19 protein-coding genes, 4 tRNA genes and 2 rRNA genes are annotated in these 25,961 nt (G+C 38.9%); 5 read left to right on the top strand and 20 right to left on the bottom strand.

The features are described 5' to 3' along the window. Nucleotides 1-99 precede the first annotated feature (99 nt). From DYE60_RS09290 to DYE60_RS09280, 3 genes are all read right to left on the bottom strand, one after another. Nucleotides 100-3,003: ribosomal RNA gene (locus tag DYE60_RS09290) — 23S ribosomal RNA — on the bottom strand. Between the two features lie 227 nt (nt 3,004-3,230). Beyond that, nucleotides 3,231-3,306, bottom strand: a tRNA-Glu gene (locus DYE60_RS09285). Nucleotides 3,307-3,393: 87 nt separating this feature from the next. Then, nucleotides 3,394-4,936, bottom strand: a 16S ribosomal RNA gene (locus tag DYE60_RS09280). The 16S and 23S rRNA genes sit together here with 1 tRNA gene alongside, the layout of an rRNA operon. Nucleotides 4,937-5,353: 417 nt before the next feature. On the opposite strand from DYE60_RS09280, the gene DYE60_RS09275 reads away from it, so the two are divergent. From DYE60_RS09275 to lipA, 5 genes are all read left to right on the top strand, one after another. Then, entirely contained in the window at nt 5,354-6,193 is an 840-nt protein-coding gene (locus DYE60_RS09275) for a DUF5718 family protein (RefSeq protein WP_115316308.1), read from the top strand. Nucleotides 6,194-6,292: 99 nt separating this feature from the next. Continuing rightward, entirely contained in the window at nt 6,293-7,276 is a 984-nt protein-coding gene (gene ispB, locus DYE60_RS09270) for an octaprenyl diphosphate synthase (protein WP_115316307.1), read from the top strand. 70 nt (nt 7,277-7,346) lie between these two features. Next, nucleotides 7,347-7,640, top strand: coding sequence for a DUF493 family protein YbeD (ybeD, locus tag DYE60_RS09265; RefSeq protein ID WP_115316306.1), 294 nt, complete (start codon nt 7,347-7,349; stop codon nt 7,638-7,640). Next, nucleotides 7,640-8,293 carry a lipoyl(octanoyl) transferase LipB gene (gene lipB, locus DYE60_RS09260; RefSeq protein ID WP_115316305.1) on the top strand — a complete coding sequence of 218 codons (654 nt, stop codon included), beginning with the start codon at nt 7,640-7,642 and terminating at the stop codon, nt 8,291-8,293. The genes ybeD and lipB overlap by 1 nt, the downstream gene beginning before the upstream one ends. A gap of 23 nt (nt 8,294-8,316) precedes the next feature. Continuing rightward, nucleotides 8,317-9,279 carry a lipoyl synthase gene (gene lipA / locus DYE60_RS09255; protein WP_115316304.1) on the top strand — a complete coding sequence of 321 codons (963 nt, stop codon included), beginning with the start codon at nt 8,317-8,319 and terminating at the stop codon, nt 9,277-9,279. 151 nt (nt 9,280-9,430) lie between these two features. Here the strand turns inward: lipA and DYE60_RS09250 are convergent, their stop codons facing one another. The 17 genes from DYE60_RS09250 to DYE60_RS09170 form a co-directional block, all read right to left on the bottom strand. Next, nucleotides 9,431-10,354, bottom strand: a complete 924-nt coding sequence (locus DYE60_RS09250) for an SAM hydrolase/SAM-dependent halogenase family protein (protein WP_115316303.1) — start codon at nt 10,352-10,354, stop codon at nt 9,431-9,433. Nucleotides 10,355-10,517: 163 nt separating this feature from the next. Continuing rightward, nucleotides 10,518-11,318, bottom strand: a complete 801-nt coding sequence (gene map, locus DYE60_RS09245; RefSeq protein ID WP_115316302.1) for a type I methionyl aminopeptidase — start codon at nt 11,316-11,318, stop codon at nt 10,518-10,520. A 14-nt stretch (nt 11,319-11,332) separates the two neighbouring features. Then, a complete protein-coding gene (locus DYE60_RS09240; protein ID WP_115316301.1) occupies nt 11,333-12,628 on the bottom strand; it encodes an NAD(P)/FAD-dependent oxidoreductase in 1,296 nt (431 codons plus the stop codon). Nucleotides 12,629-12,686: 58 nt separating this feature from the next. Beyond that, nucleotides 12,687-12,763, bottom strand: a tRNA-Arg gene (locus DYE60_RS09235). A gap of 50 nt (nt 12,764-12,813) precedes the next feature. Beyond that, nucleotides 12,814-12,890 (bottom strand) — tRNA-Arg (locus tag DYE60_RS09230). A 16-nt stretch (nt 12,891-12,906) separates the two neighbouring features. Then, nucleotides 12,907-12,999: transfer RNA gene (locus DYE60_RS09225), tRNA-Ser, on the bottom strand. A 405-nt stretch (nt 13,000-13,404) separates the two neighbouring features. After that, nucleotides 13,405-14,556, bottom strand: a complete 1,152-nt coding sequence (gene fucO / locus DYE60_RS09220) for a lactaldehyde reductase (RefSeq protein WP_115316300.1) — start codon at nt 14,554-14,556, stop codon at nt 13,405-13,407. A gap of 60 nt (nt 14,557-14,616) precedes the next feature. Then, complete coding sequence (locus DYE60_RS09215; RefSeq protein ID WP_115316299.1) at nt 14,617-15,573, bottom strand: ABC transporter substrate-binding protein; 957 nt, start codon at nt 15,571-15,573, stop codon at nt 14,617-14,619. Then, complete coding sequence (locus DYE60_RS09210) at nt 15,570-16,607, bottom strand: ABC transporter permease (RefSeq protein ID WP_115316298.1); 1,038 nt, start codon at nt 16,605-16,607, stop codon at nt 15,570-15,572. The genes DYE60_RS09215 and DYE60_RS09210 overlap by 4 nt, the downstream gene beginning before the upstream one ends. After that, nucleotides 16,608-18,140 (bottom strand): sugar ABC transporter ATP-binding protein, encoded by a 1,533-nt coding sequence (locus tag DYE60_RS09205; RefSeq protein ID WP_245942694.1) that lies wholly within the window; start codon nt 18,138-18,140, stop codon nt 16,608-16,610. A gap of 49 nt (nt 18,141-18,189) precedes the next feature. Then, on the bottom strand, nt 18,190-18,864 hold the full coding sequence (gene fucA, locus DYE60_RS09200; RefSeq protein WP_115316297.1) for an L-fuculose-phosphate aldolase: 675 nt from the start codon (nt 18,862-18,864) through the stop codon (nt 18,190-18,192). 18 nt (nt 18,865-18,882) lie between these two features. Continuing rightward, nucleotides 18,883-19,317, bottom strand: a complete 435-nt coding sequence (gene fucU, locus DYE60_RS09195) for an L-fucose mutarotase (RefSeq protein ID WP_115316296.1) — start codon at nt 19,315-19,317, stop codon at nt 18,883-18,885. A 52-nt stretch (nt 19,318-19,369) separates the two neighbouring features. After that, the gene (gene fucK, locus DYE60_RS09190) at nt 19,370-20,830 is read right to left on the bottom strand and encodes an L-fuculokinase (RefSeq protein WP_115316295.1); all 1,461 of its coding nucleotides are present in this window, start codon (nt 20,828-20,830) and stop codon (nt 19,370-19,372) included. 101 nt (nt 20,831-20,931) lie between these two features. Continuing rightward, the gene (fucI, locus tag DYE60_RS09185) at nt 20,932-22,698 is read right to left on the bottom strand and encodes an L-fucose isomerase (protein WP_115316294.1); all 1,767 of its coding nucleotides are present in this window, start codon (nt 22,696-22,698) and stop codon (nt 20,932-20,934) included. 192 nt (nt 22,699-22,890) lie between these two features. Next, on the bottom strand, nt 22,891-23,640 hold the full coding sequence (locus tag DYE60_RS09180; RefSeq protein ID WP_115316293.1) for a DeoR/GlpR family DNA-binding transcription regulator: 750 nt from the start codon (nt 23,638-23,640) through the stop codon (nt 22,891-22,893). Nucleotides 23,641-23,764: 124 nt separating this feature from the next. Then, nucleotides 23,765-25,048 carry a surface lipoprotein assembly modifier gene (locus tag DYE60_RS09175; protein WP_172460398.1) on the bottom strand — a complete coding sequence of 428 codons (1,284 nt, stop codon included), beginning with the start codon at nt 25,046-25,048 and terminating at the stop codon, nt 23,765-23,767. Between the two features lie 123 nt (nt 25,049-25,171). Next, entirely contained in the window at nt 25,172-25,702 is a 531-nt protein-coding gene (locus DYE60_RS09170; RefSeq protein WP_115316291.1) for a HupA family protein, read from the bottom strand. Nucleotides 25,703-25,961: the final 259 nt, after the last annotated feature.

Genomic DNA, 25,961 nt, shown 5'->3' with positions numbered 1-25,961 from the left:
CTTTCAATATTCTTCTCTAATTTTCTTTATTCTTTAATTAAAAACAAGCTTCTACTTCTACTTTCTTTATTCGTCTTTCCAAAAACACTTGAGCGTTGTATGGTTAAGCCTCTCGGGCAATTAGTACAGGTTAGCTCAACATATCACTATGCTTACACACCCTGCCTATCTACGTCTTAGTCTCAAACAACCCTTACTGACTTATAGTCAGGGAGAACTCATCTCAAGGCAAGTTTCGTGCTTAGATGCTTTCAGCACTTATCTTTTCCGCATGTAGCTACCCAGCAATGCCTCTGGCGAGACAACTGGAACACCAGTGATGCGTCCACTCCGGTCCTCTCGTACTAGGAGCAGCCCCTTTCAATTCTCCAACGCCCACGGCAGATAGGGACCGAACTGTCTCACGACGTTCTAAACCCAGCTCGCGTACCACTTTAAATGGCGAACAGCCATACCCTTGGGACCTACTTCAGCCCCAGGATGTGATGAGCCGACATCGAGGTGCCAAACACCGCCGTCGATATGAACTCTTGGGCGGTATCAGCCTGTTATCCCCGGAGTACCTTTTATCCGTTGAGCGATGGCCCTTCCATTCAGAACCACCGGATCACTATGACCTACTTTCGTACCTGCTCGACATGTCCGTCTCGCAGTCAAGCTTGCTTATACCATTGTACTAACCTCACGATGTCCGACCGTGATTAGCAAACCTTCGTACTCCTCCGTTACTCTTTGGGAGGAGACCGCCCCAGTCAAACTACCCACCAGACACTGTCCGAGACCACGTTTCGTAATCTTCGTTAGAACATCAAACGTTAAAGGGTGGTATTTCAAGGACGACTCCATAACAACTGGCGTTGCTACTTCTAAGTCTCCCACCTATCCTACACATTAAAATTCAAGGTTCAGTGTCAAGCTATAGTAAAGGTTCACGGGGTCTTTCCGTCTAGCCGCGGGTACACCGCATCTTCACGGCGATTTCAATTTCACTGAGTCTCGGGTGGAGACAGCCTGGCCATCATTATGCCATTCGTGCAGGTCGGAACTTACCCGACAAGGAATTTCGCTACCTTAGGACCGTTATAGTTACGGCCGCCGTTTACTGGGGCTTCGATCAGGAGCTTCTCTTTCGATTACACCATCAATTAACCTTCCAGCACCGGGCAGGCATCACACCCTATACGTCCACTTTCGTGTTTGCAGAGTGCTATGTTTTTAATAAACAGTTGCAGCCAGCTGGTATCTTCGACCGGTTCAACCTTCACCCGTAAAGGGCTACAATCTACGCCGGCGCACCTTCTCCCGAAGTTACGGTGCTATTTTGCCTAGTTCCTTCACCCGAGTTCTCTCAAGCGCCTGAGTATTCTCTACCTGATCACCTGTGTCGGTTTACAGTACGATTTATAATAACCTGAAGCTTAGTGGCTTTTCCTGGAAGCGTGGTATCAGTTACTTCAACGCCTTAGCGTCTCGTCATCACTTCTCGGTGTTTAATAGAATTCCGGATTTGCCTAAAATTCCCACCTACCGGCTTAAACAGGGCAATCCAATACCCTGATAACCTAACCTTCTCCGTCCCCACATCGCAGTTATTACAAGTACAGGAATATTAACCTGTTTCCCATCGACTACGCTTTTCAGCCTTGCCTTAGGGGTCGACTCACCCTGCCCCGATTAACGTTGGACAGGAAACCTTGATCTTCCGGCGAACGAGTTTTTCACTCGTTTTATCGTTACTTATGTCAGCATTCGCACTTCTGATACGTCCAGCAAACCTCTCGATTCACCTTCATCCGCTTACAGAACGCTCCCCTACCCAACAGAATAAATTCTGATGCCGCAGCTTCGGTGCTATATTTGAGCCCCGTTACATCTTCCGCGCAGGCCGACTCGACTAGTGAGCTATTACGCTTTCTTTAAATGGTGGCTGCTTCTAAGCCAACATCCTAGCTGTCTAAGCCTTCCCACTTCGTTTCCCACTTAATATAGACTTTGGGACCTTAGCTGGCGGTCTGGGTTGTTTCCCTCTTCACGACGAACGTTAGCACCCGCCGTGTGTCTCCTGAGTATCACTCTTTGGTATTCGTAGTTTGCATCGGGTTGGTAAGCCGGGATGGCCCCCTAGCCGAAACAGTGCTCTACCCCCAAAGGTGTCCGCTCAAGGCTCTACCTAAATAGATTTCGGGGAGAACCAGCTATCTCCCGGTTTGATTGGCCTTTCACCCCCAGCCACAGGTCATCCGCTAATTTTTCAACATTAGTCGGTTCGGTCCTCCAGTTAGTGTTACCCAACCTTCAACCTGCCCATGGCTAGATCACCGGGTTTCGGGTCTATACCTTGCAACTAAACGCCCAGTTAAGACTCGGTTTCCCTACGGCTCCCCTATTCGGTTAACCTTGCTACAAAATATAAGTCGCTGACCCATTATACAAAAGGTACGCAGTCACAACACAAAGTTGCTCCTACTGCTTGTACGTACACGGTTTCAGGTTCTATTTCACTCCCCTCGCAGGGGTTCTTTTTACCTTTCCTTCACAGTACTAGTTCACTATCGGTCAATCAGGAGTATTTAGCCTTGGAGGATGGTCCCCCCATCTTCAAACAGGATATCACGTGTCCCGCCCTACTTATCGTTAGCTTAGTTCCACAATTGTATTTTCAGATACGGGGCTATCACCCTGTGTCGCGAAGTTTCCCAACTTCTTCTCTTAATACTACTGCTAAAACTAACTGGCTCTTCCGCTTTCGCTCGCCGCTACTCACAGAATCTCGGTTGATTTCTTTTCCTCGGGGTACTTAGATGTTTCAGTTCTCCCGGTTCGCTTTAATAACCTATGTATTCAGTTATTAATAATAGGTTCTTCACCTATTGGGTTTCCCCATTCGGAAATCTTGGAATTATCACGTTTCTTATCAACTCTTCCAAGCTTATCGCAGATTAGCACGTCCTTCATCGCCTCTGATTGCCAAGGCATCCACCGTGTACGCTTAGTCACTTAACCATACAACCTCAAGTGCTTTCACACCTAAAGTTGTCATTAAACAACTCAAGTTCGTATGTTGCTTTTGTTCAACATACTATTTTTTAGTTTCTTACTCAGACTTCATAAAGATTTAATATTCAATTCATCAATTTAAGTTAATAAATTAAACATCAAACTTGAAAGTCTTCAGTTTTCAGCTTGTTTCCAATTTTTTAAAGAACAATAAGATAACAAATATCTTTAAATGGCGTCCCCAGGGGGATTCGAACCCCCGTTACCGCCGTGAAAGGGCGATGTCCTAGGCCTCTAGACGATGGGGACAACATTTAGAGATACTCTTATCTCTTTTATTGTCTCTTATTACTTCATCAAACAATCTGTGTGAACACTCGCTGTCGCTTATTCAGGTAAGGAGGTGATCCAACCGCAGGTTCCCCTACGGTTACCTTGTTACGACTTCACCCCAGTCATGAATCATACCGTGGTAAACGCCCTCCCGAAGGTTAAGCTATCTACTTCTGGTACAACCCACTCCCATGGTGTGACGGGCGGTGTGTACAAGGCCCGGGAACGTATTCACCGCGACATTCTGATTCGCGATTACTAGCGATTCCGACTTCATGGAGTCGAGTTGCAGACTCCAATCCGGACTTAGACGTACTTTCTGAGATTCGCTCACCCTCGCAGGTTCGCCGCCCTCTGTATACGCCATTGTAGCACGTGTGTAGCCCTACTCGTAAGGGCCATGATGACTTGACGTCGTCCCCACCTTCCTCCAGTTTATCACTGGCAGTCTCCTTTGAGTTCTCAGCATTACCTGCTAGCAACAAAGGATAAGGGTTGCGCTCGTTGCGGGACTTAACCCAACATTTCACAACACGAGCTGACGACAGCCATGCAGCACCTGTCTCATAGTTCCCGAAGGCACAAGCTCATCTCTGAGCTCTTCTATGGATGTCAAGAGTAGGTAAGGTTCTTCGCGTTGCATCGAATTAAACCACATGCTCCACCGCTTGTGCGGGCCCCCGTCAATTCATTTGAGTTTTAACCTTGCGGCCGTACTCCCCAGGCGGTCGATTTATCACGTTAGCTACGGGCGCCAAGCTTAAAGCCCAACCCCCAAATCGACATCGTTTACAGCGTGGACTACCAGGGTATCTAATCCTGTTTGCTACCCACGCTTTCGCACCTCAGCGTCAGTCTCTCTCCAAGGGGCTGCCTTCGCCTTCGGTATTCCTCCACATCTCTACGCATTTCACCGCTACACGTGGAATTCTACCCCTCCCTAGAGGACTCTAGTCGCCCAGTCTCAAATGCAATTCCCAAGTTCAGCTCGGGGCTTTCACATCTGACTTAGACAACCGCCTGCGTGCCCTTTACGCCCAGTTATTCCGATTAACGCTCGCACCCTCCGTATTACCGCGGCTGCTGGCACGGAGTTAGCCGGTGCTTCTTCTGCGACTAACGTCAATTGCTACACCTATTAGATATAGCACCTTCCTCATCGCTGAAAGAACTTTACAACCCGAAAGCCTTCTTCATTCACGCGGCATGGCTGCATCAGGCTTGCGCCCATTGTGCAATATTCCCCACTGCTGCCTCCCGTAGGAGTCTGGACCGTGTCTCAGTTCCAGTGTGGCTGGTCATCCTCTCAAACCAGCTAGAGATCGTCAGCTTGGTGAGCCTTTACCTCACCAACTACCTAATCTCACTTGGGCTCATCTTATGGCATGTGGCCCGAAGGTCCCACACTTTAATCCGAAGATATTACGCGGTATTAGCTACAGTTTCCCGTAGTTATCCCCCTCCATAAGGCAGATTCCCAAGCATTACTCACCCGTCCGCCACTCGTCAGCAAAGAAAGCAAGCTTTCTTCCTGTTACCGTTCGACTTGCATGTGTTAAGCCTGCCGCCAGCGTTCAATCTGAGCCATGATCAAACTCTTCAATTAAAAGTTTAATCGCTCAATAAACTGACATAGAATTTTTATTAAATAAATTTTCAGTGACACTTATTAAGACTTTAATTTCAAAATATTTTTTAAATAAGTCAAATCAACAAGTGCCCACACAGATTGTCTGATAAATTGTTAAAGAGCAAAAAAATCAACGACGCACCTAGTAAACCTTCTTTCTTCACAACAGTGCGTCGTTGTGTGTGGCGTATTATAGGGATTTTAAAAAACTACGCAAGCACTTTTTGCAAAAAAGTTTAAAAAAATTGAACAAGAGATTAAATTTAATTCAAAACGGTGCTTTTTTGTAAATTTGTGTCAATTTTTGACCGCTATTTATTGAAGTTTGCATTTATCATTTATGATATTCTCTCTATAATAAGTCCATTATTTATATTAAGGAGTATCTGAATTATGCAAAAACAATCATTTATTGGGTTAGGTGTCGCTGGAAATTTTGCGGGACATTTAGAACAAGCGGGCGAGGCGGCAGATTTTTTGAAGGTCAAAACAGAAAATGCCATTCAGCCCAAAGCAATTTTTCCTTTCTATGTGCCAAGCAACACGTTAAATTCATCAGAACAATTCCTTTCTACTTATCCTTTATCAAACGACACGTTAAACTTTCCGCTTTTAGATAATGTTGATCATTTACAAATTGAACCCGAAGTCGCCCTTATTTGTGATTTGGTTTATGAAAATAATAAAGTCGTAGAAATTCAACCTCGTTATTTTACCGCTTATAATGATTGTTCAATTCGCCGTCCGAATGCTCGTAAAATTTGTGAAAAGAAAAATTGGGGCGAAAACTCCAAAGGGATTAGTAAAAATTGGATTAAAATCGACCGCTTTGAACAGGGCGGACATTTAGATAACTATAATATTGCGTGTTTTCATCAACGTGACGGGCAATTAACAGAATATGGTGTGGACAGCCCAACTATTGGTTATAGCTATTTTCATCAACAATTATTAGATTGGATTGTTGATAGAATGAATAATCAGCCCGATGAAGATCCGATGAATAATATTGCTCAACTGCTCGCTCAATCAAATTATCCTAAGCAGGCCATCATTAGTATTGGAGCAACGCGTTATACAGAATTTGGAGAAACCAACTTTTTACAGCCAAATGATACAAGTATTGTCGTGCTCTATAATAGAAAGCAATATTCCCACGATGATATTGTGAAAATGGCACAACAAAATGATTTTGCTGATGATGTCTCCGCATTAGTGCAAACTGTGGTGTGATTGGTAAATAATGATAAAAATCTGACCGCTTGGGTCGGATTTCATTTTTTTATGATTTAGGGTAAAATTAGCCAACTTTTTTATGGAACTGGAACAATAATGACAACACAACTTTCCCTTGAACAAATTCAAGCATTGATAAAAGACGATATGCAAGGGGTGAACCAAGCTATTTTAGATCAATTAAATTCTGATGTCGTGCTGATCAATCAGTTAGGGCATTATATTATTAGTGGTGGTGGCAAGCGTATTCGTCCATTGATTGCGTTACTGTCCGCAAAAGCATTGGGTTATCAAGGGCAAGATCATATTACGTGTGCCGCTTTTATTGAATTTGTGCATACGGCTACTTTATTACACGATGATGTGGTTGATGAATCGGATATGCGTCGTGGTAAAGAAACAGCAAACGCATTATTTGGAAACGCGGCAAGTGTGCTGGTTGGTGACTTTATTTATACTCGCTCTTTTCAGATGATGACAAGTGTCAATTCATTAGATGTATTAAAAGTGATGTCAAACGCAACAAATGTGATCGCAGAAGGTGAAGTTCAACAGCTGATGAATTGTAATGATCCTAACACCACTGAACAAAGTTATATGCAGGTCATTTATGGTAAGACTGCTCGCCTGTTTGAAGCGGCAACACAATGTGCGGCGATTGTTTCCAAAGCAACTCCACAAATGGAAAAAGCCTTGCAGGATTATGGTTGTTATTTAGGAACCGCATTCCAGTTAATTGATGATATTTTGGATTACAGTGCAAATGCAGAAAAATTAGGTAAAAATATCGGCGATGATTTAGCCGAAGGTAAACCAACTCTACCATTACTTCACGCAATGCAACAAGGTAATGCCGAAGAGTCCGCTCTTATTCGTGAGGCGATTGAGCAAGGTGGCAAGCGAGACGCATTAGATCAAATTCTTGCGATTATGCAAAAATATCAATCCCTTGATTATGCAATGAAACGTGCCAAAGAAGAGGCTCAAAAAGCCGTTGATGCGATTCAAATTTTACCAGAAACAGAATATAAACAGGCGTTAATCTCGCTCGCTTATCTTTCTGTAGATAGAAGTTATTAAAAAATTTGTAAATTTTATACAAAATCATACCGCTTCCAATAGGAAGCGTATTTCATTTAAAGAGGACAAAATGACAAAATCCGTAAACTTACAAGATTTACCACAACAAAAATTAAAAGATTTATTAGAATTTCCGTGCAACTTCACCTTTAAAGTCGTCGGTGCAAAGCGTAATGATTTAGCCGATGATGTAGTAAAAGTGGTTCAACAATATATTCAAGGCGATTATATTCCTCGTGAACAAGCAAGTTCAAAAGGCACTTATAGCTCTATTTCTATTGATATCGTCGCTGAAAATATTGAGCAAGTTGAAGGTCTTTATGCTGATCTTGCAAAAATCGAAGGCGTGAGAATGGTGCTTTAATGGAACTCATCGTTCGCCAACTGGGTATTTGTGATTATCAACAAACATGGCACGAAATGCAGCAATTTACCGATAATCGCAATGCCTCAACTACCGATGAAATCTGGCTAGTGCAACACCCTGCGGTTTTTACGCAGGGGCAAGCGGGAAAGCCGGAACATTTGCTCAATCCAACCAACATTCCTGTTGTACAATCGGATCGTGGGGGACAAATTACCTATCACGGTTTAGGACAACAAGTGATGTATGTATTGATTGATATCAAGCGTCACAAAGCCGAAGGGCGAGATTTTAACGTGCGACAATTAGTGACCGCACTGGAACAATCTGTCGTCAAAACCTTAGCGGATTATGGGATTGAAAGTCATCCTAAAGCGGATGCACCCGGTGTTTATGTGAATGAAAAGAAAATTTGCTCACTAGGACTGCGTATTCGTAAAGGCTGCTCTTTTCACGGCTTAGCACTAAACATCAATATGGACTTATCCCCTTTTAAAAATATCAATCCTTGTGGTTATACAGGGCTTGAAATGTGCCAACTAAAAGACTTTATCAATGAAGAACTTGCAGATTGTGATAAGGTTTCACCAAAATTAGTAGATTACTTTACACAAATTCTCGGTTACAATAGCACCCAAATTGTTAATAAATAGTTAAAATAAATAGGATTTAATGAATGGGCACACCTTTCAAAATGGAGAGAGGGGTTAAATATCGTGATGCCGCGAAAACCTCAATTATCCCTGTAAAAAATATCGATCCCGATCAGGAATTATTAAAAAAACCAAGCTGGATGAAAATCAAACTTCCCGCTAATTCGGCAAGAATTGACAGCATTAAAAATGGAATGCGTCGTCACGGGCTACATTCTGTATGTGAAGAGGCGAGTTGCCCAAATTTACACGAATGTTTTAATCACGGAACAGCAACCTTTATGATTATGGGGGCAATCTGTACACGCCGTTGCCCTTTCTGCGATGTAGCTCACGGCAAACCCTTACCACTGGACCAAGAAGAGCCATTGAAATTAGCAGAAACTATTGCGGATATGAAATTAAAATATGTTGTGATCACTTCTGTGGATCGTGATGATCTGCCTGATCGTGGTGCGGGGCATTTTGCCGCTTGTGTGAAAGAGATCCGTAAATTAAATCCTGATATTAAAATTGAAATTTTAGTACCAGATTTTCGTGGACGAATCGAGCAAGCACTAGAAAAATTAAAAGACAGCCCACCAGATGTTTTCAACCACAATTTAGAAAATGTGCCACGCTTATATAAAGATATTCGTCCAGGTGCAAACTATGAGTGGTCACTGAAATTACTGAAAGAATTTAAAGCAATGTTCCCAAATATTCCAACAAAATCAGGTTTAATGGTTGGACTTGGTGAATCAAATGAAGAAATTCTGACAGTGATGGAAGATTTACGTAAAAATGGTGTAACAATGCTAACTCTTGGACAATATTTACAGCCAAGCCGTCACCATTTACCTGTTGATCGTTATGTACACCCTGATGAATTTGATGATTTCAGAGAAAAAGCAGAACAAATGGGCTTTGAACACGCAGCTTGCGGACCTTTTGTTCGCTCATCTTATCACGCTGATTTACAAGCCAGCGGTGGGGTTGTGAAGTAGATTTACTAATTTTATTAAAAGTCGTTTAATTCCTTATAAAATAAGAGATTAAACGACTTTTTTAATGAAAATAGAATTGATTTAAGCCTCATTCTTTCAAAAAACAAGCATAAAATACGCCCATTTAAGCTTCTTTATCACCACTTACGCTTTATTTATTACACTGTTTAACCGCAACACTCCAATTTGCACCTGAACCAATATTATGTTTCGCTGAGAAATTATCCATATTCAGTGCAAAAGAGACATTTAATAAACTGTTTAGATAAACCAATGGCCCCCCTTCTGCAACATCACCAAAACTACTTTTATAAGGTAATTTACCCGAATAACGTACCGCAACTGCCCCATCTTCTTGGCGTTCATTGATTTCCACACAGAGAGTATCGCCTTTTTTAATAGCTGATTTTTCTAGTAAATCATCACTGATATTCGTCCAAATATTGCCATATTGAATATCTAAAATAGGGATATTTCCTTTTAACACACCATTTTCTAACACCGCTTTTTGATAAGGAATAGTTTCAACCTTATTTTCAAGTTTTTTACCGACTTGCTCAAAGGTAATTTTGCCTGACGCTAAACGAGCCCCAGTGTAAGCATAAACATCACGTCCATGAAAAGTATAAGATTTTTCTGAACCTGCTAAGCGGTTAACTTTTTCATCAATTTCACGGATTTCATCAATGCCAAAATGTTCTGCAACCAAAGTTAATGTTCCATTATCAGGCGTAACAAAATAATGACCCGTTTTCGTTTTTAAAACGACGGATTTTCTCGCGGTGCCAACCCCTGGGTCAACTACACTTACAAAGACACTCCCCGCAGGCCAATAATTTGCGGTTTGATAAAGACGGTATGACGCTTCCCAAATATTATAAGGTGGAATTTCGTGGGTAAGGTTAAATAATTTAATCTCTCGATCCACGCCAAAAGCCACACCTTGCATTGCAGAAACCGCACCATCTTGTAGGCTAAAATCAGTTTGCAAAACTAAAGCGTTGGATTGGGTGGAATTAGCGACAGCAAAACCACAAAATGTAGCTAATGCCAAAGTAACAAGTGATTTTTTCATGATATTCTCCTCATTAGAGTTATTGTATTTGCATTTTTATTATTCTATTAAACCTTTTATTTTAGACATCTAGATGGCTAAAATAAATTTGATATTAAAAAAAATCTTGCCCGAAAGCAAGATCTAATTTGCAAATTTTTGAAAAAATCTAACCGCTATAAAATTAGTCGTTTACCAATACGCGTGAAATTCTCTCTAATTCTTCATCACGAATTGTCATAATCTCACAACCATCTTTTGTTACAACAATTTGATGCTCATATTGTGCTGAATGACTACGGTCTTTGGTTTTTACTGTCCAACCATCTTTCATTAAACGCAGCTCTTTTTTACCTGCATTGATCATCGGCTCAATAGTAAAAACCATTCCTTCTTGTAAAATCACACCACCATCATCACCATAATAGTGTAATACTTGTGGATCACAGTGGAATTCGACACCGATACCGTGTCCGCAGTATTCGCGAACCACAGAGAACCCTTCTTTTTCAACATAGGTTTGGATCACTTTACCAATTTGGTTTAAACGCACACCTGGTTTTACAACACGAATCGCTTTATACATTGCTTCTTGAGTCACTTCACAAAGACGCTTATCTTTTAACGAAGGTTCGCCCACAAAATACATTTTGGAATTATCGCCAAAATAACCGTCTTTAATCACAGTAACATCAATATTAACGATATCACCTTTTTTCAATTTTTTATCATCACTTGGGATACCGTGACAAATCACTTCATTGATTGAAATACATACTGATTTTGGGAAACCGTGATAATTTAAACAAGCAGGAATCGCTTTTTGCTCATTCACGATATAATCGTGACAAATGCGATCTAATTCACCTGTCGTTACCCCTTCTTTTACATAGGGTTCGATCATAACTAAAACATCAGAGGCGAGTTTACAAGCGATACGTAATTTTTCAATTTCTGCCGCTGTTCTAATTGGAATATTGTTCATTAAAATTTACCTTTTTAACAGAATTTATCTAAGAAACGATAATAACGTACACCGACAAATAATGCCGCCTTTTTAACTAATTTGCCACCAAAAACGCTTGGCACTTTTAATTGTTCAAAAATAGCTAATCTTTCATCATTACCACAAATTGCTTCGCTGATAATTCTACCTGCTAATCCAGTTAATGCAACACCGTGCCCCGAAAAACCTTGTGCAAAATATAGATTTGGTTTAATTCGCCCAAAATGTGGCGCAGAATTAAGCGTCATATCGATAGGGCCACCCCAACCATAGTTGATTTTTACATTCTCAAGATGAGGGAAAACTTTCAACATATTGCTACGCATTTTAGCAATCATATCGACATTAGTACTAGAATCACTACCAAACAATAAACGGTTATCAGCACTAATACGATAATAATTAAGTAAATAGTTACTGTCGCACACCGACATTCCGTTATTGATAATGCTATCCACAACATTTTGTTCTAATGGTTCAGTAGCTACGATAAAGCTCTCTACAGGTAAAATTTTCTTCGCAATGCCAAAATGAATTCTATCTGAAAGCTCTGAAATATAAGCATTTGTAGCTAACACTACATCTTTTGCGACAACCGTTGCTTTGTCTGTTTTAACCGTAATTTTACTCGTACCAACATCAAGATCAACCACTGGCGAATGCTCATAAATCTGCACACCTAAATCTTGACAGGCTTTTGCTAAACCTAAGCAATAGTTAAGAGGATGTAAATGCCCAGAAAGACTGTCATATAATGCCCCACAGTAAACATCACTGTTTAAGTGTTGTTTCAGCTGGTTTTTATCCCAAATTTGTGAGTGCTTGTAATCAAAAATATCACGAGCGACTTTTTCTGAAAGCACTAATTCTTCCATTCTACGTTCATTTAAGGCTAAGGTTGCATAACCTTGTTGCCAATCGCATTGAATATTATATTTTTTAATTCTTTCTTGGATAATATCTAAGGCTTCAAGGGACATATCCCAAATTTTACGGGTTTTTTCTAACCCTAATTCTTTGATATAAGATTCAATGCCTTCTTCAAAACCATTGATGGCTTGCCCGCCACTACGGCCTGATGCACCAAAGCCTACTCTTGCACCATCAAGCACAATCACGCTTTTGCCTTGTTCTGCAAGTTCTAATGCTGTCGATAAACCAGTGAAACCAGCCCCAATAATACATACATCAGCGGTCTGATTTTGGGATAAATTTGTAAATTCTAAATGGATATTTGCCGTATCTGAATAATACGTTTTAATATGTTCTTGATATGCGAAATTAAGCATAAAAAATCACTTTGTTAATAATGTTAAGAGTAAGAAATGGGATTTGATAAAAAGAAAATGGTGCACCCAAGAGGAGTCGAACCTCTAACCGCTCGGTTCGTAGCCGAGTACTCTATCCAATTGAGCTATGGGTGCATATTTTTGAAGTATTATAAACCGTTTTACATTATTTGCAAAGTAGAAAATGGTGCACCCAAGAGGAGTCGAACCTCTAACCGCTCGGTTCGTAGCCGAGTACTCTATCCAATTGAGCTATGGGTGCATATTCTATTTACAAATGGCGGTGAGAGAGGGATTCGAACCCTCGATAGAGTTTTTGACCCTATACTCCCTTAGCAGGGGAGCGCCTTCAGCCTCTCGGCCATCTCACCACACGGTCTGTGGGTGCGAATATTACTAGAATACGTAATAATGTCAAATAGTTTTTTATATATTTTTCATCATTTGATTGATTACTAATCAAGTTGTTTGATTTTAGATAATTTTATGCTGAGATTTGTTAAAAAATGTAAATTCATCAGAAAAAATGACCGCTTACTACATTCATTTTTATGCTTATACTTAGACAAATATAAATAAGGTGTTTGTCTCGAAAATGATAATTGAATGTTGTTCTATGGTTACTTATCCCTAAATTTTATTCAATCATAAGCGGTCACATTTTGAGGAGATTTTACAAATAATAAAATCCCAAACATTATCTCTAACATTTGGGACTTATTCTAAAAGAGTAAATTTTATAAAAAATATAACCGCTTCTCTTTTATTACTGAGGGCTAAAACGCAATTTTATACACTTCTAAAATTTCTTCTGCGGTACAATCTCTTGGGTTTCCGCCTGTACATACGTCGTTAAAGGCATCAACAGAAAGTGCTGGTAAATCTTCTTCTTTCACGTCAATCATTGAAAGTTTTTCAGGAATGCCTACATCTTTTGCAAGTTGTTTCACCGCTTCAACCGCTGCATTGCGATATTCAGCTTGCGACATTTCATCAACACCTTTCACGCCCATTACACGAGCAATTTCACGATATTTTTCACCTGTGTAATCTTTATTAAAGTCCATTACATAAGGTAATAATACAGCGTTTGCGATACCGTGAGGGGTGTCATAATAGGCTGAAAGTGGATGTGCCATTGAGTGAACCACACCTAAACCTACGTTAGAGAAGCCCATTCCAGCAACATATTGCCCTAATGCCATTCCTTCACGTCCTTCTGGTTCGCCATTCACTGAGCTACGTAATGAGCGAGAAATCAATTCGATTGCTTTTAAGTGGAGTGCGTCTGTTAATTCCCACGCAGCTTTTGTGATGTAACCTTCGATAGCGTGTGTTAATGCGTCCATACCTGTTGCAGCAGTTAAGCCTTTTGGCATACTCGCCATCATATCAGGATCAACAATCGCTACCGCTGGAATATCATTCACATCAACACAAACAAATTTACGTTTTTTCGCTTCATCTGTGATTACATAGTTAATGGTTACTTCTGCGGCTGTACCTGCTGTTGTAGCGACAGCAATCACAGGTACGCATTTTTTCTTAGTTGGTGCGACACCTTCAAGGGAAAGTACATCGCTAAATTCTGGGTTATTGATGATAATTCCGATTGCTTTTGAGCTATCAATTGGCGAACCGCCCCCAATTGCAATTAAATAATCTGCACCTGCTTGTTTAAATTTTTCAACACCACGTTTGATAATATCCACGCTCGGATTTGCTTTTACTTCATCAAAAATTTCGTAAGCAAGCCCTGCTTCATCCAATAATGAGGTGACTTTGCTTGCAACATTAAATTTAATTAGATCTTTATCTGTTACAACAAGTGCTTTTTTGAAACCACGTGCTTTTGCTTCTACCACGATATTTTGGATTGCACCTTTGCCGTGATAGCTGGTTTCATTTAAAATCATTCTGTTAGCCATAGTAATAACTCCACAATTACTTTTAAAAGATGGCGTATGTACTACGCCATCCGCGTTTTACTAGTAAAGCACGCCTTGTGCTTCTTCTGAGTCAATGTTGTCTTTTGTTACATACACAACACCAGTATCAATGAATTTCTCAACTTTTTCTTTATTTAAGATACGGCTGATAGTATTCACACCTTTTTTACCCATTTGGAAAGAAGATTGAACCACGATACCATCTAATGTTCCATCTCTTACAAAGTCTTGTAATGCTTTGTTACCGTCAAAGCCTACTGCAACAATTTTACCTGCATAGCCTTTTGCTTTCACAGCACGTCCCATACCAACCGCTGTTGGTTCGTTTGCCCCAAAGATTGCAACGATATCAGGGTTAGACTCGAGTACGTCGGTTGTTTGGTTAAGTGCGGTTTCCATTTTTGAATCGGAGTATTTGGTCGCTAATAATTCAAGACCTTGTACTTTTTTCACTGTGTCAATGAAACCACCGCCACGTTTAATCGCACTATCAGAGCCTGGTGTGTAAGACATTACGCCGATTTTTCCTTTTTTATCTCCTAATTTTGCAAGTAATTTTTCTGCTGCAAGTTTACCTGCGGCATAATTATCTGTTGCAAGATAAGATTGATAATATTTGCCGTCACTGTTGATGCCAGAGTCAATAATTACCACTGGAATACGATGTTCCCACGCTTTTTTCACTGGTTGAATAAGTGCATTTGGATCTGAAGCCGCTAATACGATACCCGCAACATCACGGTTAATTGCGTTAGTAACCATATCCACTTGCTTATCAACATCTGTTTCAGCAGGTGGACCTTGGAATGAAATAGTATATTTTCCACCCAATTCTTTTTCTGCTGTTAACGCTCCCTTTTTAACATTTTGCCAGAAGTTAGAGTTTTCTGATTTTACAATCACAGCAATTTCATTGGTTTTAGCGAAAGTCGCTTGTGATGCAAACAGAGTTGATAAACCTAAGATAGTTGCACTAATTACGGTTAATTTTCTCATTTTGATTTCTCCTGTTTTTGTTTAGGTTGATTTTTTGGGCTTTTTTGGGTTTTCTTAACTTGACGAAGTTGATCCAATCCAACAGTAACGATAATTACCAGACCGATGATGATTTGTTGCACGAATGCTGACACACCATTCATATTCAAGCCATTACGTAACACCCCAATAATGAAGGAACCGATTAAAGCACCAGGGATTGTTCCCACACCACCAGATAATGATGTTCCTCCAACTACCGCACTCGCAATGGCATCTAACTCTGCCGCAATTCCCCCATTAGGCTGTGCAGTAATCAAACGTGAAGCCACGATTACCCCAGCTAGACCAGATAAGAGACCACTTGCAATGTACGCGTAATTTTTTACTTTATTTGTTTTAATACCTGATAAACGAGCCGCTTCTTCATTTGAACCGATTGCATAAATGTAACGACCTGTTTTTAATTTAGAAAGTGCGAAGGTAAAGAGTATGACCACGAAGATCATAATGATTACAGGATATGGAATACCTGTAAAGGTCACAATTGGGAAGCCATCATCGCCGATTTCTACCATTCTGAACAATGCACCATTACCTAGCTCACCAAAGCTTTCTGGCATACCTGAAACTGGTGCCGCATTCGTAATATAAAGGGCAAGACCACGTGCTACCATCATCATCCCTAGTGTGGCAATGAAAGGAGGCAAACGCATTATGGTAACGATAATACCATTAGTGAAACCACATAATCCGCCAATAAACACCCCAAACACCATACTAATTGGAACAGGTACACCAGCATTCGCTGCAAGTGCAGCAGATACCCCTGCTAAAGCCATCACAGACCCTGTACTTAAATCGATACCACCGGTTAAGATAACGACGGTCGCACCAATACCAATTAACGTGATGGTTGAAGTTTGTAATCCAACGCTTAAAATATTGTTGAAAGTAAAGAAATATTCGTTAGTCATACTAAAAACTAACACCAATAATAATAACCCTGCGAGCGATGCGACTTTTCTTAGCATCTCTTTTTGTTTATCGTTCATTTAAGCCTCCCCATATTCGTGAGTAAACATATCTTTCACACCTGTTGCATAGTGCATAATTTCTTCTTGGTTGGTTGCTTTTGTTTCAAGCATTCCAGTCATACGACCTTCTCGCATTACGATCACACGATCCGATACCCCTAAAATTTCAGGTAACTCAGATGAGATCATAATGACCCCAACACCACTGGCTGCTAATTCATCTAATAATTGATAAATGGCATATTTTGCCCCAACGTCGATACCACGCGTTGGTTCATCAAAAATCATTACCGTTGCATCACGGAATAACCATTTTCCGATAACCACTTTTTGTTGGTTACCACCACTTAAGTTATTCACCAGTTGCTCGATAGTCGGTGTTTTGATTTCCATTTTATCGATAAAAGTATTAGCCGCTTTTTTCTCTTTATCATAAGAAATTACCCCTGCCCCATTGGATACTTTATCCATCGATGCCATCGTAATATTCTCACGAATCGTCATCCGAACAGCGACACCATTTAATTTGCGGTCTTCGGAAAGATACGCGATCCCCGCTTTGATCGCATCAGAAGGATCTTTTATGGAAACTTTATGATCATGCACATAAATATCCCCACCATCTAATGGATCCGCACCAAAAATAGATCTCGCTAATTCTGTTCGTTTTGCACCAACTAACCCTGTAATACCTAAAATTTCACCTTTACGTAAATCAAAATTAAGCGGTTCAAACACCCCATAACGCTCCGCATTCATTACCGATAAGATCACTTTATCTTCAATCGTCGCTGTTTTTGGTGGGAAATGGTTATCTAATGAACGTCCTACCATTTTGGTAATAATTTCATCCATTGAGATTTCACTAAACACGTGATCTGAAACATAAGTACCATCACGGAAAATCGTAATATGGTCACAAATACGTTTTAGCTCTTCCATACGGTGTGAAATATAGACGATACTCACGCCTCTTTCGCGAAGTTTATCCACTAACTCAAAAAGTTTATCAATTTCTTTCTCCGTTAATGCAGAGGTAGGCTCATCCATAATTAAGATTTCAACGTCAAAGGATAGCGCTTTAGCAATCTCAACCATTTGTTGTTTAGCCACAGGTAAGGTACGAACTTCATCCGTTGGGCTCACGTCGATATCAAATAATGATAAAAGTTTTTCTGATTCTTTAATCATTTTCGCTTTATCAACCATTCCCATCTTCATTGGCTCACGAGCAAAGAAAATATTTTCCGCCACGGTTAAATGAGGAATTAGGTTTAATTCTTGGAAAATCATACTAATTCCAGCATGTTGAGCTTCTAAAACGGAGGCAAATTTTACCGTTTTACCTTTGTAAACGATTTCCCCTTCATCCGCTTCGTGAACCCCAATCATACATTTCATCAATGTTGATTTACCCGCACCATTCTCGCCCATTAAAGCGTGAACCTCTCCTTTTCTCAAAGTGAGCTGCACGTCTTTTAATGCTTGAACACCTGCAAATCCTTTACTAATGTTTCGCATTGTGAGTAACGTTTCTTTCTGTTTCGACATTGCGCACTCCAATTCTAATTAAGTTATTGATTTTTATAAGACTGATGATTTAAGCGCTACAAAGGCAACCTTTTTTATCATCTTCTATTCTTAAACCATAAGATTTGAATTTCTCTAATACCACATCCATTTCTTCTCTTGGAAGTATTGGAATAGGTTGATTTGTTGCGAGTAATTTGAGATACCATTCTGCCAAAACTTCAACTTCGTGAGCAAGCCACAATGCTTTATCTAGATTTTTCTCCGCACCAATAAAACCATGATGAGCAAGTAAAATAGCTTTACTTTCTTTGATTCCTTCACCTACATATTCCGCTAGTTTACGAGAACCAAAAGTTGCATAAGGAATACAAGGAATGCGATCGGTTCCACCAACAGCAATCATATAGTGAATAGCTGGAATTTCTTTTTCCAAAATAGATACAGCTGCACAGTTGATTGCATGGTTATGAATAACAGCATCACAATCAGGACGATTTTCATAAACCGCAAGGTGGAAATTCCATTCACTTGAAGGTAATTTACCTTCTTCAAAATTTCTATCTCCATCAACGTAAACAATACTATCTTCAGTTAATAATTCATAAGGTGTACCCGTTGGTGTGATTAACATACCATCTTTATAACGTACACTCACATTCCCTGCTGTGCCTTGATTTAACCCTAAACGCGTCATTTCTAAGCAGGTATCAATAATTTTTCTGGATAATTCTTTTCTGTTCATTTTAAATTCCCCCTCGTTTTAGATAATTGGTGTCACACCTTTTTTAATGATGATATTGCCATATTTTGCGGTTTCACCACTGATCACAACGGCATAAGCAGTTTTGGCACGATCATAAAAGGCAAAGCGATCAATTCTTGTTAATTTTGGTGTAAATCCGACCGCTTGCTGGATTGCATTTAAGTAGTTTTTCTCAACAGTTGGATCGAGCGTATCCCCTTCCACTGCTTGCATCATTACTAACGGTGCATCAACATAAGCATCAAATTCAAAGAGTGGGCTAATGCCACTTAATAAGGTGCTGACACTGATTCCATCGGCTCGAATAACCTTATGATGAAGTGAATGTGCAGGGAAATGTGCATCGGATAATACAAGTTCATCGCCGTGCCCCATTTCTGCAAGTATTTTTAGCAACTCTGGCGAGATTGCTGGATGAATACCTTTTAACATACAATTTTCCTTAGTTTTCTTTTAATATGAGTTATTTGTAAAAATGAGTGCTTTAAATTTCTTTTAACCATTTTTGATAGCTTTCACTATCTTGTGATGGATAAATCCGTTGTTTATTTGGTTGCATCTGTTGTTGAGCTTGTTCGACATTTTCAAACACACCCACACCTGCAAAGGTAAACATTGCAGCACCTAGAACGGTACTTTCTGCCACATCAACGATATCTAATGGCAAACCTAAAACATCGGCACGGATTTGATTCCATAATTTATTTTTAGAACCACCACCCACACAAATTAAACTTTCTGCTTCGAAGTGGCTGACTTTTTGTAATACTTCCAGACCATTTTTAAGCTGTAATGCCATATATTCCAACGCCGCACGATAAATCTGTCCGCGTTGATTGTGCATTGATAAACCGGTGATGCCTCCCAAACCCACTGGCTTATCTGTTGCTGCGAATGTACCCGTAAAGCGGATACCATTTGAACCTACTGCGACTTTTTCACCTTCGCTGATCATCGTTGGATAATATTTATCTGTTCCCACCACATCAGCAAAGAAGAGCTTACCGATCCACTCCATCACGCCTGAACCGACCCATTGCACCGCTGGATTAAAACAGCGATCTTGAGCATCAAATTCAGTAGTCAAACCTTGCGGAACAAATTCAATATGTGGCTCGGCTTTCTCGGTTCTCGCCATTAAAATTTCCCACGTACCAGAACTTAATACTGGCTGATTTAAACCTGCCCCTGAACCGAATACCGCAAATTGCGTGTCGTGTCCGCAAGAAATAACTGGCACTTCATTTAAACCAAATTTTTGAGCTAACTCTTTTGATAGTGTCCCTATTTGCTCACCTGCATTGACCATTGTTGGAAAATGATCTTTGGTTAAACCTAATACAGATAACACATCACTATCCCAATCATTGCTTTCAAGATTGGTCATCATTGAGGTTCCCGCCATTGTGCGGTCAGTGGTAAATTGACCCGTTAAGCGTTGGCTAAGCATTGAAGAGATAAACACCCATTTATCCATTTTTTGGAATACATCAGGTTTATTTTCTTTAAGCCATAATAATTTGAAAAGCGTGTTAAAGCTGTATTGACCAATACCGTTGCGTTGATATAACTGTTCAACATTTAAGTATTTATCAAGGTTCGCCATCACAGGTAAGGTGCGTGGGCATTTCCACGAAATAATCGGATAAATTTGTTTACCATTTTTATCAAAAGGCGCACCGTCCACCCCAAAAGTGGTCACAGCAATCCCTTTAATATCCGATAAAGCGGTGTGATTTTTTTGTAAATTTGCAATTGTCTGTTCAGCACAAGTTTCTAACTTTTGCCAAATTTCTGCGAAATCCCAAATATGGTATTGTGGGTTTTCAGGATCTGGTTGAGTGTTGTTTGCAATGTGATGAGAAGCCACTATTTTACCTTTTTCATCAATCGCAATTGTGCGTAAATTAGTCGCGCCACAGTCAAAAATGAGTGCAATAGACATTCACGCCTCCCCTTTTAATAAAATTAAAATAAGATTTGAGTTGTAGTGCGACTAATCAATCACTAGCCGCACTTTGATTTTTATTGATTATTTATGCTTTCTTATTTATATAATGCACCGAAGTTTTCACAAGCACGATAATCTTGACCTTCTTTCTCTTGACCGAATGCACTCCACGCACTTGGACGGAAGATGTCTTTTTCATCCACGTTGTGCATACAAACTGGAATACGTAGCATTGATGCAAGGGTAATTAAGTCAGCACCCACGTGTCCGTAAGTTGCTACACAGTGGTTTGCACCCCAGTTCGCCATTACAGAGTACACATCAGTAAATGCCCCTTTACCTGTTAAGCGTGGTGTAAACCAAGTAGTTGGCCACGTTTCATTGGTACGTTTATTTAAAATATCGTGGACATTTTTAGGTAACTCAACAGACCAACCTTCGGCGATTTGTAACACAGGACCAACGCCTTTAACGATGTTGATACGGTGCATTGTGAATGGCATTCCGCCTTTGGTTAAATATTGAGATGAGTAGCCGCCCCCACGGAAGTATTCGTGAACCGCTGGACACCATTTAGTGTTTTCATAGCAACGTTTTGCTTCTTCTTCGGTTACTTCCCAGAATGGTTTGATCACAGGTTGACCATTTTCATCGGTATGTTGCCCTGTACCATCTAAGCTTGCTGAACCTGAGTTCACTAAGTGGATAAAGCCTGCTTCTGGTTTAAAGCCTGTTGCTTTTTCTACTGATTCAGGTGACCAGTAAGTACGCACATCAGCAAAGATTTGAGCCTGACCGGTTAGTTGATGACCCAACAACATTCCCACACCATTTAAGCTATCATTTTCCGTAGCAAGAAGGTGTGGCGGACGTAATCCATTCCAGTCATAAGTGGTATTTAATACCGCTTCCATAAAGTCACCATTTGGAAGATGATCTGTCCAGTGGCGTTGACCTTGGAAGCCTGCTAATACAGCATTATGACCTAACGCTTCTTCGCCATAATCTAAATCGGCTAAACGTGGATTACCCACCATTAAATCACGCACAATGATGGTCATTTTAACCACTGTTGCCCAAAGTTCTTCACGTTCTTCAGGTGTACGTTGATGTTCTGGTGTGTTCACATCAATGCCTTCTGGGCAGTTTTCTTTCACCCATTTGAAAGCAAGTTCAAACTCTTCTTTATCATAAATTTCACGATCTAGGCGGCGTTTGATTTCTGTCATATCCACATATTCATTACGCATACCTAAATATTCTTGGAAGAATGGTTGATTCACAATTGAACCTGCGATACCCATTGAAACCGCACCGATAGATAAATAAGATTTACCACGAATGTTTGCCACAGTTAAGGCTGCACGAGCAAAGCGTAATAATTTTTCTTCAACGTCTGCTGGAATGGATGTATCGTCTGCTTCGCAAACCTCTGTACCGTAGATAGAGAATGCAGGTAAGCCCATCTGGTTATGACCCGCTAACGCAGCGGCTAAATAAACTGCCCCAGGGCGTTCTGTACCATTAAAACCCCAAATCGCTTTTGGAAGGTGTGGATCCATATCAATGGTTTCAGAACCATAGCACCAACAAGGTGTTACTGTAATAGTTGCACCCACATTTTCACGTTTAAATTTCTCAGCACAAGCTGCCGCTTCGGTTACCCCACCAATACAAGTATCAGCAATTACACACTCTACTTTCTCGCCAGTCGTGTGATAAATTTTGCTTTCTAGTAATTGTTTAACCGATTTCGCCATATTCATGGTTTGATCTTCAAGGGACTCACGTACTCCCATACGACGACCATCAATAGTTGGACGGATACCAATTTTTGGTAATGCAGGTTTGAATGTTTTCATATTTATTCTTCCTCTTTTTGTGATTAAGAAAATCTCTCTTGTTGGAGTTTATTTTCAAATAAAAAAAAGAAAAAGAATAATGATTTTGGACTTTTAATGTTGATTTTGTGATACGAATCACAAAAATCGATGTTTTTTAATACTAAAAATGAATAATTTATGCCTGAATTTGCCCGAATTATAAAAAAACGGTCAAATTATTATAGACACATTGTGGGTTTTACAAATTTCTTGCAAATGATTATCAACATTTTCAGTAGTAAAAATCATATCAATTTGAGAAAAATCGGTAAGCTGAATTAAATTTGTTTTTTGATATTTTGAATCATCTGCGAGTAGAAAAACTTGTTTAGAGACATTCATTAACTTCTGTTTTACAGACGCATTCATCTCATTGGATTCCCAAATTCTCCCTTCACTATCAAAGCCTACGCAAGAAATAAAACTAATATCAATATGCAAGCGTGATAACAAATGTTCTGACAAAGGTCCATAAAAGGCATTATATTTGCTCGAATATACCCCGCCCGTCGCAATGGTTTTAATGTTGGGTTTATTCACCAAAGCGGTCATATTATGCATCGAATTTGTCACAACCGTACAAGGCATATCGGGCATTAACTGGGCAAAATGCCAACTTGAAGAACTTGCATCTAACCCAATGACCATATCTTCAAACAAATATTCCATTGCTTTTTGCGCCATTACTTTCTTTTTATCTAGGTTATAACGTTGTCTCGTTTGAAAAGAGTTACCTGCATCTTTCACTTTCTTATTGATCGCCCCGCCATGCACACGATAAAGCAGCCCCTTTTTCTCTAGCGCCGTTAAATCACGACGAATCGTTTCCACAGAAACCCCATATTCCTGTGCCAAACGGATCACCTCAACCTTACCAAGTCGATTCACCGTTTCTAAAATAAGATCGATACGTTTTGTCATAATAATTCGAGAAGTTAATCAATTTCACCTTATTATCTGTATATAATGACTAAATAACAACCATTTTTTAAATAATTTGAAAATTATTTGTAAATTTATATAAAAATATGACCGCTTGTAAACTTTAAAAAGGTTTAAATACTTCAATAAATATTTTTGGTTCTTTGTAACTAAATAAGTCAATATTACTTTTCACTAAACTATAAGAAAAATGTAATTTAGGAATAACACCCTGCATTGACCATTTGGGGTTCCAAATGGCTATCCCTAAATTTACTGTTGATTTTTTCTCAGTAGTATTAAAAATCATTTTTAAACCTTTGTATCGAGATTGATAATATTCCATAGAAAACTGGCTCCCCAAATGGCTTCCCCAAATCTCATTCCACAATACGCCTACTCCAAAGGTTTTATATCCTTTTGATTTAAAAATAGAATTATAAAAACTTTCTTCATAGAAAATATTTGTTTTTAAATTTGTTCTTAATCTTGGTTTAAATAATGTCATTACATCAATTTTATGAATATGATTATTTAATGCTTCATTCTCTTGATGATAAGATCGATATTGAACTTTATATTCAGTACCAACTTGCCATCTTGATGAAATGTTATAATTCATTTGGGTCTTAAAACCTAAAATGGTAGCACCATAATCAAAATGAGAGTTCATATTATTAAATACAATCTCTGAAAATGGCGTTAATTGTATTTCTTTTTTGGTATCTTGATAGCCAATCCCAAAATTAGAATAAATACTCAAATAATTTAGTGGTTTGTACTTAGGATAAAAATCACTTTCTGTCATTAGTTTAGTATTTATAAAAAATCCTTTTGGTAAATGCCATCTTTTTTCTAAGCCTATACCTAAATGAATACCATAGGTATGTCTAGGCTCTCCAAAAGTCCAACCATTTTGAGAACTATTTCCTTGATTTACATTATAATTACTAACAACATTAAAATTACCGAGTAAATTCCATTTATGCTCTAAATCAATATGTTCTAATATCTGGTTAGGAACTTGAGAATTTATCTTACCTTTAAGTTCCGTAAAAATCCTTTTTGCCTCATAATACCGTCTATTTGCAAATAGGCTCATTCCCCACTGAAATTTTAATGGTAGCATTTCTGGGTAGATATTATGTAATTTTTCATAATAATTAAGTGCTTCTAAATGTTCTCCTTTACTCGCACTTAAAATAGCCAATGACCAAAGTCTAATATCCTTAGTTTGAAATGACTTAGGCAGTTTTGAATAAAGAGGAAATAACTGAGAAACAGCATCTACATTTGTCTGTAATAGTGCATTGACTAATTGTGTTAACAATTTGTCGGGTTGTTCGTCTAATTTTTTATAAGTATTTAAAATAGCCTTTGAAGGTTCTTGAGTATATGCAAAAACCATTTGAAAATTTAGTAAAAAACAGAGAAAAAATAATCGCTTAATATAATGATTCATAATATAAAAAATAAAAGCATTTCTTATTTTTTATTAAAGAAATGCTTTAAATATAAATTTCAATAAAAATTAACGTTTACCGCCAAAAACATAATTGCTATCAAGTAGCACACCTTTCTTAGTCCAATAGCCACCAATTTCTTGTGCTTTTGGACCATAGAAGAATCCTGTTCCATTCCCTTGATCAAAAATAAACGCATTTCCTGAAATTCGTCCTGACATATATTTATCGTTATTGTAAACCATATCAATATGTGCTTTACCAAAATCTGCTGTAGCTCTTAGAGGATATTTTTGTCCATTAGAAACTTTAACAAACTCTCCATTATAGGTAGCAATACCTTCATTATCCATTTTAGATGTTCTAAATCCATAAGATACCATCTTATTATTACCAATTACGCCATAAAGAGAATAGTTATAATAATTTTGGCTACTATCGCTTAATATTTTAATAGAAGAGCCATATTTATTTTGTACATCTTTTAGTACCTGAGATCGAAGATCACCAGCAACAGTTCCACCACCTTCACTTCCACCTGATGAACTACAAGAAGCAAGACATAGAGATAATAAACTTAATAAAATTATTTTTTTCATTTTAAGCTCCAATGAACTAAATTAGGATATAGAATAAAAAGAGATTATTCTTGATTACTTTGTCTTTTACGTGACACAACTTACAATTAGCAAATTGTTGATATAATAATACTATCAAAAAAAAAAAAACAATAGGTCATAACTATGTAAGTAAAATCTCTTTCTTTAGTCTTGATATAATTTAAAATCTAAGTTCAAAATCTATTTATTTTCATAAATCTAAAATTTTTTTTATTTTCCCCCTTGATCCTTAAAAATT

The sequence above is a fragment of the Phocoenobacter uteri genome (assembly GCF_900454895.1).
Lineage (GTDB): Bacteria > Pseudomonadota > Gammaproteobacteria > Enterobacterales > Pasteurellaceae > Phocoenobacter > Phocoenobacter uteri.
The sequence above is the reverse complement of the archived record's forward strand: the minus strand, read 5'-3'. Positions and strand labels throughout refer to the sequence as shown.